8 protein-coding genes and 1 pseudogene are annotated in these 9,148 nt (G+C 69.1%); 1 reads left to right on the top strand and 8 read right to left on the bottom strand.

The window, feature by feature from the left end:
• A pseudogene (locus tag VD972_RS17115) lies at positions 1–690 on the top strand (acyltransferase); the annotation flags it as partial.
• Positions 691–742: 52 nt separating this feature from the next.
• On the opposite strand, the gene VD972_RS17110 reads toward VD972_RS17115, so the two are convergent.
• From VD972_RS17110 to VD972_RS17075, 8 genes are all read right to left on the bottom strand, one after another.
• Positions 743–2,299, bottom strand: coding sequence for a phosphodiester glycosidase family protein (locus VD972_RS17110; RefSeq protein WP_324988331.1), 1,557 nt, complete (start codon positions 2,297–2,299; stop codon positions 743–745).
• 63 nt (positions 2,300–2,362) lie between these two features.
• A complete protein-coding gene (locus VD972_RS17105) occupies positions 2,363–3,625 on the bottom strand; it encodes an MFS transporter (RefSeq protein ID WP_324988328.1) in 1,263 nt (420 codons plus the stop codon).
• Complete coding sequence (locus VD972_RS17100; RefSeq protein WP_324988326.1) at positions 3,622–4,551, bottom strand: Ppx/GppA phosphatase family protein; 930 nt, start codon at positions 4,549–4,551, stop codon at positions 3,622–3,624. Before VD972_RS17100 ends, VD972_RS17105 begins: the two co-directional genes overlap by 4 nt.
• Before the next feature lie 15 nt (positions 4,552–4,566).
• Positions 4,567–5,754, bottom strand: coding sequence for an aminotransferase class V-fold PLP-dependent enzyme (locus tag VD972_RS17095; RefSeq protein WP_324988323.1), 1,188 nt, complete (start codon positions 5,752–5,754; stop codon positions 4,567–4,569).
• Positions 5,751–7,031, bottom strand: a complete 1,281-nt coding sequence (locus VD972_RS17090) for a DPP IV N-terminal domain-containing protein (protein ID WP_324988321.1) — start codon at positions 7,029–7,031, stop codon at positions 5,751–5,753. Before VD972_RS17090 ends, VD972_RS17095 begins: the two co-directional genes overlap by 4 nt.
• The gene (locus VD972_RS17085; protein WP_324988319.1) at positions 7,028–7,801 is read right to left on the bottom strand and encodes an energy transducer TonB; all 774 of its coding nucleotides are present in this window, start codon (positions 7,799–7,801) and stop codon (positions 7,028–7,030) included. The genes VD972_RS17090 and VD972_RS17085 overlap by 4 nt, the downstream gene beginning before the upstream one ends.
• Positions 7,802–7,804: 3 nt before the next feature.
• Positions 7,805–8,269, bottom strand: coding sequence for a protein TolR (gene tolR, locus VD972_RS17080; protein WP_324988317.1), 465 nt, complete (start codon positions 8,267–8,269; stop codon positions 7,805–7,807).
• A gap of 12 nt (positions 8,270–8,281) precedes the next feature.
• Positions 8,282–8,989, bottom strand: coding sequence for a MotA/TolQ/ExbB proton channel family protein (locus tag VD972_RS17075; protein WP_324988315.1), 708 nt, complete (start codon positions 8,987–8,989; stop codon positions 8,282–8,284).
• Between the last annotated feature and the right edge of the window lie 159 nt (positions 8,990–9,148).

Here is a 9,148-nt window from a genome sequence, read left to right as displayed (position 1 = left end):
CTCACGCAGTGGGAGGATCTGCCGCTCATCCAGACGGCCGAGCAGCTCTACGCGTTCCGCCAGGGTGAGAAGACGGACCGGGAGCGCCTGAAGCGCTGGGCGAAGGGGCTGCAGCTCTTCCGATCCGAGCAGCCGGAGCGCTTCGAGCACGTGCGCTCCTCGCTCATGTCCTTCCAGCGGCGGCTGGAGCTGGTGCACGCGAACCCGAAGGATCTGACGCTCGTGTACCAGCCCGGGCAGGTGGCCACCTTCGTGGTGAAGAACCTGCTGGCGCTGTGCCTGGGGCTGCCGCTGTTTGCGCTGGGGCTGGTGCTCTTCGGCCTGCCGTACCAGGTGCCGCGGCTGGCCGCGCGCAACAGCGAGCTGGATACGCAGGCCACGGTGAAGTTCCTGGGCGCGCTGCTCATGGCGCTGCTGTGGTGGCCAGGCCTCACGGTGGCCGCGTGGCTGCTGGGCGGCTGGATCTGGGGCGTGGTGGCGCTGGTGGGGGTGCCGCCGCTGGCGCTCTTCACCCTCTACTTCGTCGAGCGCTGGGCGGACCTGAAGCGGGACATCGGCGTGTTCTTCACGCTGGGCAGCCGCGCGCGGCTCAAGGCCCTGCTGCTGCAGGACGGAGAGCGCCTGTCCGCCGAGGTGGAGAAGCTGGCCGGCGAGTACCGGCCCCGTGTGGAGCAGCCTGCCTCCCCATAACGATGGAGCGAGGAGGCAGGTCTCAGGAAGAGCTCTCCGACAGAGAGTGGCGCTACGGCAGGATCACGATCGCGTCGCCGATGGGACGCTCGCCCGTGGCATCGGAGGGCCGGGTCAGGAGGTTCTCACCCACCATCACGCCCGTGGATCCACCGCCGTCGAGGTTGACGGCCTCTTCGGCCCCGAGCGCCTTCATGATGAGCGCGCTCTCTTCGAAGCTCGCGCCCACGCTGTAGCCCGGCTGCCGGCCATCCACCGCGACGAGGAGCAGCTTGCCATCACTCGTCACGCCCGCAAGCGTGCGCGGGTTCCGCCGGACGCCGAAGCGGTAATAGAACTCCGCGTTGTCGCTGTGAACGAACCCCTCGGCGAAGGCGGTGATCTTGGGCTCGGAGTCGCTCAGGAGGCGCGGGCCGCCATTGACGACGCCTGCCCCCGCCGGGAGGGGAGCGCCCTCCGCAGTGATGTCCACCGCGACCTGGATCGTCGCTCCCAGCTGGGCATGGGCGCGCAGCCACTCCGCCGCCTCGCCCGTGCCCGCGAGCACCGAGCCGTTCGGCGGGATGGAGCCGCCTCGGGCCTCACGCAGCTCGATGACGGCGCTCCCCGCATTCAACACGGCCTCGACCCCCGGGCCAGCGACCGTGGAGGTACCGAAGGCCGGCGTGAACTGGATCAGCTCACTGTCATCGGTGCAGGTGAAGTCGTGCTTCGGCAGCTCAAGAGGCATGTCGCCGCCCTCTCCACCGCAGGCTCGGATGAGGCCCGGCGCCCGGTTCAGACCGTCCACGGTGCGCTTCGCGCTGTCCGAGGCGGTTGCGGTCACGGTGTCTCGGATGGCCGCGATGTCGGCGCCCTTCCCCGCGCCAGGCGGGAGGATGAGGCTCGTACGGCCATCCACCGCCTCGCTCACGAGGGAGCCCTTGATCACGGAGATGCCCGCCATGTCTCCCGGCGTCCCATCGCTCGCACCGATCACGAAATAGCCGCCGTTGATGGCGGCCAGGGCGCCCTTTCTCTTGGCGAGGGCCGTGAGGAGCTCCCGCTCCGGGATGAGCCCCGTCCCCAGCTCCGGCTCCACCCTCCCCTGGAAGAGGGAGGAATCAACCTCGAGCACGTGCACGACCCAGGGCCCCGTCGTCTCCCCGCCATCCTCGCCGGTATAGACGGTCCGCAGGCCCGCGTAGCCGGCAGCGGCCAGCTGATCCCGGAGCGAGTTGACCTCGGCGGTGGTGGGGACAGAGCCGCTGCGGACCAGGTACCCGATGGGCCCGCTCCCCGGATCGTCCGGCGCCCGCTTGGAGACGGCCTCGAGCCGGACCTGGAAGCCCTTGCCCAGGAGCTCCGTCAGGAGGGTCTCTGCCGCGGTGCGATCGGTCCTGAACGCCACATCGACCGTGTGGACGTCCTGACTGGACTCCTGACCACGCGCGATCCGCGTATACGTGACACCGGGCGCCACCTCCTGAGACTCGCGCGTTTCGGACAGGTTGCTCCCCCCGAGGGGCAGCGGCCGCACCTGCTCCGGCTCCGGCTTCTTGTCGTCCGAGCATGACAGCATGGACCCGCCCAGGCCCGACAGGGTGATGGCGCTAAGCAGACCGCTCATCCACGTCTTCATGGAGCATTCCTCTCTGAGTGTTCTAGAGGCACGCACTCTCGCAGCTTTGGATCAGCGCTGACGAGGGATGGCCTCGTGGTAGAGCTTCGCAGCGATGAGCAGCGCCGCGCCGCCGAACAGCACCGGCACGGCGTTCACCTCGATGGCGGCCGTGAGGCTGGACAGATCGGCGATCCGCCCGATGAGCGTGGGAGAGATGGCGTCTCCCAGCATGTGGATGCACAGCACGTTCAGCCCCATGGCGAAGGAGCGGAAGGCCGGCGGCACACAGTTGACGATGGCCGCGTTGATGGGGCCGCTGTTGAGGAAGAGGAGGAACTGCGCCACACCAATGACGGCGAACGAGGCTACCTGGGACTCCAACTGCACGGCGAGGTACATGAACGGGGCGGCGAGCATCAGCCCCACGCCGGACATGAGCAGACCACCGCCCTCGCGCCGCCGGTCCATCCTGTCCCCGAGCCACCCACCCGCCAGGGTGCCCAGCAAGCCCGCAACGGCCGTCACCGCGCCGAAGGCCAGGCCCGCCTGTCCCTCCGGCATGCCGCGCGTATTCACCATGTACGTGGGCATCCAGTAGCCCAGCCCGCCGATGGAGAACGTCATCAGCGTGTACCCCACGGTCGTAGCCCAGAAGGCCTTATTGCCCGCGAGCCCCTTGAGCCCCACGCGGAAGGGCATCTTCGTCTGCGCGTCCGGCCCATCCATGGCTCCCCGTTGGGGCTCGGGCATGAAGAAGGCCATTGTCCCCAGGACAAGCCCGGGGACTCCGCCCGCGAAGAAGGCCGCGTGCCAGGAGTAGGTGCTGCTCATCCACCCGCCCAGCCCGTAGCCTGCCGCGGCGCCCACCGGGATGGCGATGTAGAAGAACGCGAGCACCCGCGTGCGCAGGTGGCGAGGGTAGAGATCCGAGATGATGGAGGGGGCCACCGCGCCATAGCCCGCCTCGCCGATGCCGATGACTGCGCGCGCGAGCAGCAGCGTCATGAAGGTGCCCGCCAGGCCCGAGGCCCCGGTGGCGAGGCTCCAGAGGAGGACGCCGCCCGCCACCAAGTACTTCCGGGGCATCCGGTCCCCGAGGTAGCCGCCGAGCGGGGAGGCCACCATGAACACCACGATGAAGACGGTCCCGAGCAGGCCCGCCTGCGTGTTGTTGATGCCGAGCTCTTTCTGGATGCCGGGCAGAGCGCTCGCGACGATGTACCGGTCGAGGTAGTTGACCAGGTTGATGAGCGTGAGGATGAGGAGCGCGTAGCCCGCGCGCGCGTTGCTTTCCGCGTGCGGAGGGGCGGCCACGGCCGGCAACTGGCTCATGTCCGGCGGGCTCCGAAGCGGTGCGCCATGAGCCCCCAGCGCAGGCCACGATCACTGACGCGGCACTGGCCGAGTCCCAAGGCGCGAAAGGCCTCCCGGAGGATGAGCGCGCCGGCGGGGACGACGTCCGCGCGCTTGGGTTGCAGGCCGGGCAGGGTGCGACGCTCGGCGAGTGGCAGCTCACAGAGCCGGTCCACGAGCTGCTCGAGCTGGGCGGAGGTCAGGGTCCCGCCATGCACGCGCGTGGCGTCGTAGGGATCGATGCGGTGGTGCAGTGCGTAGAGCGTCGTCACCGTGCCGGCCACGCCCACCAGCTCGGCGGCGGGCGGTGGAGGAGGCAGCGAGGAGAAGGCCTGCCGGAGGTGGGAGGTGACGCGCTCACGCTCCTCGGGGGAGATGGGATCGGTGCGAATGAACCGCTCGGTGAGGCGCACCGAGCCCACGTCATAGCTGTGGCGGAAGTCCACCCGCCCGGCGCTGTTGCCGTAGATGAACTCGGTGGAGCCGCCGCCAATGTCGATGACGAGCAGCGTTCCGGCCGCCTCATTGCCGAAGTCCATGTGGGCGGAGGCGAAGGAGAGCTGTGCCTCCTGCTCGCCGGAGATGATCTCCACCGTGACTCCGGCCCGCGCCTTGGCGGCCTCGAGGAACTCCGCGCCGTTCTGGGCGTCGCGCGCCGCACTGGTGGCGGACACCGCGATGGCCTCCGCACCCAGGGCGCGGGCCTCCTGGGCAAAGGCCGTCAGCACATCGAGCGTGGCTCCCATGCCCTCGGGGGAGAGGCGGCGGCTCTGGTCCACACCTCGGCCCAGCCGGGTGATCTCGGCCTTCTCCAGGACGGCCTGGAACGGACCTTCGGGAGTCCGGTCCGCCACGAGCAAGAGGACGGAGTTGGTGCCCACGTCGATGGTGGCAAAGCGAGGCATTGCCCGCCAGCCTACTCAACGCAGGAGCGCTTCCAAAGCCTCCGTCAGACGTTGGTACTCCGAGTGTGTGTTGTAGAGCTGGGCAGACACCCGGAGGTGGCGCTGGGGTGGCTTGGGCCAGGCGATGACGGGCACCTCGATCTTCCAGTCGTGGAAGAGCCGGTCCTGGAGCGGGTCCAGGTAGTGCGGAGGGGGAGGGTCCACCGGGTAGCCCTCGGGCAGGCTCACGGTGACCATGGCGCCCACCATCTCCTCGGGGCAGTGGGGGGCGACACCGAGGCGCTCGCACAGCATCCTGCGCGCGGCGAGGGCCTTGGCCCGGTTGTCGGCCATCAGCGCTGGCCAGCCCCCGGGCAGCATGGCACCCATGACCTGCAGGGCGAGCGGGACGCAGAGCGCGGGGGTGGGATCATGCGTCCCCGTCCAATCGAAGTCGAGCCTGAAGCGCGAGCGATCCCGGCGCGGCGAGTTGTGGCCATGGCTCACCGAGAGCGGCTTGAGCCCGGCCTGAAGATCCTGGCGCACGTGGAGGAAGGCCACGCTCTTGGGCGCGCACAGCCACTTGTGGCAGTTGCCGGTGTAGTAGCCGGCGCCGAGCTCGCGCAGGGAGAGGGGCACCTGGCCGGGGCCGTGAGCACCGTCTACGAGTGTCTCTACCCCGCGCTCACGGAGGGTCCGGACCAGCTCCTGGATCGGCAGGACGAGCGCCGTCTGGCTGCTGATGTGATCGATGAGGAGCAGCCGGGTGCGCGGCGTCACCTGCTCGAGCACCGCCTCCACCACGGCCTTGGGCGTCGGTACGGGCCAGGGCAGCCGGGCCACGACCACCTTCGCGCCCAGGCGGCCAGCGACCCAGTCCAGCGCATTCCGGGAGGCGTTGTACTCGTGGTTGGTGGTGAGCAGCTCATCCCCAGGGGCGAAGTGCAGCGAGCGCAGCACCGTATTGACGCCCGCGGTGGCGTTGGGCACGAAGGCCAGCTCCTCCGGGTTCGCGTCGAGGAAGGAGGCCAGCGACGCGCGGGCCTCATCGAGCCGCGGCTCGAGCTCGCGCACCATGAAGCGCACGGGCTCGGCCTCCAGGCGAGCGCGCAGCTCGTCCTGGGCCTGGAGCACCTGCGTGGGGCAGGCGCCGAACGAGCCGTGGTTGAGGAAGACGATCTCCGGATCGAGCGCCCAGCGTGCGCGCAGCGGCGCGCTGCTCACGGGGCCGGGGCCCAGTCGGGCGTGAGGCCCCCGCTCCTGTCCATGGGCAGGGCGATCTGGTTGTTGCCGTCGGCGGTCATGACGTAGAGCCGTGGCGCACCATCGCGCGTGGAGGTGAAGAGGATGAGGCGGCCGTTGGGGGAGAAGACGGGCTCCTCGTTGTTGCCCTGATCCTGGGTGAGCCGGGCGATCTTCCCCGTGTCCACGTTCACCGTGAAGAGATCGAACGCGTTGCGCTCGTCACGTGCGGTGAAGGTAATGAGGTCCCCGCGCGGCGACCAGTCGGGCGTCTGGTTGTAGTTGCCCTGGAAGGTGAGCCGCCGCGGACTCGAGCCATCCGCGCCCATCACGTAGATCTGCGGAGAGCCGCCCCGGTTGGACACGAAGGCCATGCGCTTGCCGTCTGGCGACCAGGTGGGGCTGGAGTTGATGCCGTAGGGAGTGTCGGTGACGCGCTTGGGCGCGCTGCCGTCCGCGTTGGCCACGTAGAGCTGCGTGCTCTCGCCCTCGGCCAGGGCGTAAGCGATGCGCTTGCCGTCCGGAGACCAGGCAATGCCAGTGGCCATCTGCCCGTTCTGCACCACGGGGCGAGCCTCCTCGCCGGGCTTCTGGACGTAGAGGTCCGGCCGGCCGCGGCGGTAGGAGGTGAAGCCCACGGCGCCACCAGGGCCCAGGGCGGGCAGCAGGTTGATGCCGCCGCTGGTGAGGGCTCGGGCGTTGTTGCCGTCCCAGTCGGCCACAGAGACGTCCCGGTTGGAGCCCGCCTTGCGCACGAAGACGATGCGCGAGAGGAAGGGGCTCGGCTCGCGGGTGAGGTGGCGGTAGAGCGCGTCCGCGAGGAAATGCGCGAGCTGGCGCGGCTCAGTAGTGGGCACGTCGTGGCTGGCCTTGAAGTCCTCGCGGCCGGTGCCCACGTTGAACAGGCGCAGCTCGCCGCGCAGCGTGTTGCCCTCGGCGCCCAGCTGCACCTTCACGAGCGACTCGGCGCCTACGTCCGCCCAGCGAGAGAAGTTGATGCTGCCCGCCGTCACCCCTTCCTTGGGATCGGCGGTGAAGCTGGAGCGGTCCAGCACCTGGAAGATGCCGGAGGCGCGCAGGTCGAACAGGAAGGGCCCGTCGAAGTCCTTGGCGAGCCGCTTGCCGCCCTCATCCAGGCTCAGCGGCGCGGGGACGGCCAGAGGCAGCGGGCGGAAGTTGGCGCCGGAGATCTGGATGACCGGGGCCTGCGCGAGCGCCGCGATCGGGAAGAGCAGCAGCGAGAGGAGGAGGGCTTTCACGGGCGGAACTCCAGGACGACCCCCTGCTTCTGGAGCGCGTCACGAAGGTGATCAGGGGGAGGGGAGAAGGGAGAGGCTTTCTTCACCGCGGAGAGCACAGCGGAGTCGAAGAGATCGTTTCCGCTGGTTGCAGTCAGGCTCGACTGCAGCACCTCGCCAGCCCGGCCCAGGCGCACTTGGACCTGCGCCTTGAGGAAGAGCCGCTCGGAATCGGGGATGGACTCCGCGACGTTGTAGTTGCGGCGCACCTGTGCGGAGAGCAGCGCGTAGTAGCGCTCGCCCTCGGCGATGGCGGAGTCGCCGTCCGGATCGCCGTCCTCGGCACCCTCCAGCTCCTCGGGCGGGGCCTGCTTGGCCGTCTTGTCAAAGGCGCCGAAGAGCCGCTTGCGCCGATCCTCGGCAGAGGTGTCGCCCTTCTGTGGAGCGGGCGCAGGCTGCGGCTTCGCGGCAGGCACGGACACAGCCACTTTCTCCGGAGGCTTGGGAGCCGCGGTAGGCGGGGCAGGCGGCGCCTTCACCTCCTTGGGTGGAGGCGGGGGCTGCTCCTTGCGCGGCAGCAGCTTGGGATCGCGTGGCTTGCCCTGGCGGACCAGGGTGGCCTTGATGACCGGGAGGTTCGGGTTCACCTTCGGCCCGGCGGTCAGCGCCGAGTACACCAGGCCCAGCACCAGCAGCAGGCCATGGCCAGCCACGGAGACGCCAAGGAAGCGGCCCAGCCGTGAGGGCCGGGCGGCGAGCATGCTCTGGGAGACGGCCGGGTGAAGGCCCATGGGCTAGCGCTTCGCCTCCTTCTTGGGGCTGGTTCCCTTGGACGCCGCTGCACCCGCAGCCGGGTCCGTGATCATCCCCACGTTGGTGATGCCGGCGCGCTGCGTGGCAGCCATGACCTCCACCACCACTCCATAGGGCACATCCCGATCCGCGTGGAGGTATACCTCCTTGTCGGCCTGGGCCTTGGCGTTGGCGGCCAGCTTCTTCTCCAGCTCGTCCAGCGCCACCTCCGCGTCCCCGATGAAGACGCGGCGCGAGACGTCGATGGAGAGCACCAGCTTCTTGTCGGCGGCCTCCACCGGCGTGGCCTTGGCCTCTGGGAGGTTCACTTTGACGCCCTGCTGGATGAGGGGCGCCGTCACCATGAAGATGATGAGGAGCACCAGCATCACGTCCACCATGGGCGTGACGTTGATCTCGCTCATGGTGACACGCCCCTGGCCCCTGTTGCCTCCACCCATGCCCATGGCGCCCGCCTCCTACTTGAAGAAGTGACGCTTGATGATGTTCAGGAAGTCCGCGGAGAAGTTGGACATCTCCGTGTCGAACACCTTGATGCGGCTGACGAACGAGTTGTAGGCGACCACCGCAGGGATGGCCGCGAACAGGCCCGCCGCCGTGGCGAACAGCGCATTGCCCACCGGCGCGGCCACCGTGGACAGCGTGGCATTGCCCTTGTCGGCGATCTCGTTGAAGGCGTTGAGGATGCCAATCACCGTGCCGAACAGCCCCACGAACGGGGCGGCCGCGCCCACCGTGCCCAGGAAGGGCACCCGCGCCTCCAGCTCGGTGATCTGCGTCGTGGCGGCGCGGTTCAGCGCCCGCTCCACGTTCTCGATTCCGCCCAGCCGCTCACTCATGGCCCCGTCCGCGCCCTCCTTGGCCTGGGCCAGCTTGGACAGCTCCTCGTACCCGGCACAGAAGACTTTCGAGAGCGGCGAGCCCTCCAGCTTCTGCGCCGACTGGTAGATGCCCTCCAGCCGGGTCCCCTTCCAGAAGGTGTCAAGAAAGGTAAGGGACTGTGAGCGAGCCCGGGAGAGCTGCGTGTGCTTCATGACAATGAGGGCCCAGGAAGACACGGACACCCCCACGAGCAGCAGGAGCACGGACAGCTCGATGAGCGAAGCGCCGCGGATGATCTCCAGGTAGTTCATGGCGCCGAGCGCCAGGGGCAGGTGGGACATCATGGGGAGAGGCCGTAACACTCCGATCCAGGGTGGTCAAACAAAGCCGAAGAGGCCGGCCGGTGGGGTGTAGGGCGGTGGTGAATAATTCCCCAGGGCCCCCGTCCTACTGTGCACAACGGCCTGGTTGCCCGGCCGGTCCCCACAACTAGCGGATGCCCT

The organism is Hyalangium sp., from assembly GCF_035629615.1.
Taxonomy (GTDB): Bacteria; Myxococcota; Myxococcia; order Myxococcales; family Myxococcaceae; genus Hyalangium.
This window is presented reverse-complemented; position numbering and strand designations above follow the sequence as displayed.